This window comes from Streptomyces sp. NPDC047061 (assembly GCF_040643955.1).
Classification (GTDB): Bacteria; Actinomycetota; Actinomycetes; order Streptomycetales; family Streptomycetaceae; genus Streptomyces.
Window position 1 is genome coordinate 1 of record NZ_JBEYVI010000133.1, and the last position, 1324, is coordinate 1324.

Here is a 1324-nt window from a genome sequence, read left to right on the forward strand (position 1 = left end):
CTTCGGCCAGTAGTGCTGACGCTGGAACGGATACGTCGGCAGGCCGACCCTGACCGCCCGGCCCTCGTCGGCGGTCACCGCAGCCCAGTCCACCTCTGCGCCGGCCGCATACAGACCGGCCAGCGCACGCAACGCCGTCTCGGGCTCGTCCTGACCACCACGCAACGCCGGAACCCACGTCCCCGCATCCCCATCCGCCATCGCCGACAACGCACCATCCGGACCCAACTCGGCGAACACACCCACCCCCTGGGCCCGCATCGCCTCCACCACATCGTGGAAACGGACCGTGTCCCGCACATGCCCCACCCAATACGCCGGATCCGTCACATCCGCACCCGGCGTCCCCGACACCAACGGAATCCGCGGCTCCCGGCAGGTCACCCCCTCCAGAACCCGCCCGAACCCCTCCAGCACCGGATCCATCAACGGCGAGTGGAACGCATGACTGACCCGCAACCGACGAGCCCGCCCACCCCGCTCCCGCCACACCCCCGCCAACTCATCCACCACCGACTCGACACCCGAAATCACCGTCTGCCGAGCACCGTTGACCGCCGCAACCGCCACACCCTCACGCCCGGCGATCAACTCGGCAACCTGCTCCGACGACGCGTCCAACGCCGCCATCGCCCCACCCGCCGGCAACTCCTGCATCAAACGGCCCCGCGCCGCAACCACCGCACACGCATCCGCCAGATCCCACACCCCCGCCACATACGCCGCCGTCACCTCACCGATCGAATGACCCGCCACACACTGCGGCACCACACCCCACGACGACCACAACCGGAACAACGCCACCTGCACCGCGAACAAACCCGCCTGCGCAAACACCGTCTGGTCCAACTCCGGACCACCCGCCGCGATCACCTCACGCAACGAACCAGGCAACAACCCATCCAGCTCAGCACACACCTCATCAAACGCCCGCGCAAACACCGGGAACACCCCATACAACCCAAGGCCCATCCCCACACCCTGAGAACCCTGGCCCGAGAACACCACCGCCACCCGACCACCACCAGCACCAGCGCCCGTCACCACACCAGGCACCACCCGACCCGCAGCAGCCGCAGACAAACCCTCCAACAACTGGCCACGGTCACCACCGACCACCGCCAACCGGTGCGAGAAGCCCGTCGTCCGCGTCACCGCCAACGACAACGCCACATCCCCGACCCCGACCTCCGGACGAGCCTCCACGAACCCGGCCAGCCGGCCCGCCTGCGCCGCCAACGCCGCATCAGACCGCGCCGACACCACCCACACCACCGGACCCGCAGATTCCAGCCCATCCTGGACAGCAGCCTCCACGGCAGAC

1 protein-coding gene is annotated in these 1324 nt (G+C 68.8%); it reads right to left on the reverse strand.

Annotation, left to right across the window (positions count from 1 at the left end; genetic code table 11):
- On the reverse strand, positions 1-1324 hold a 1324-nt coding region (locus ABZ887_RS51120), incomplete at both ends, for an acyltransferase domain-containing protein (RefSeq protein ID WP_361306601.1).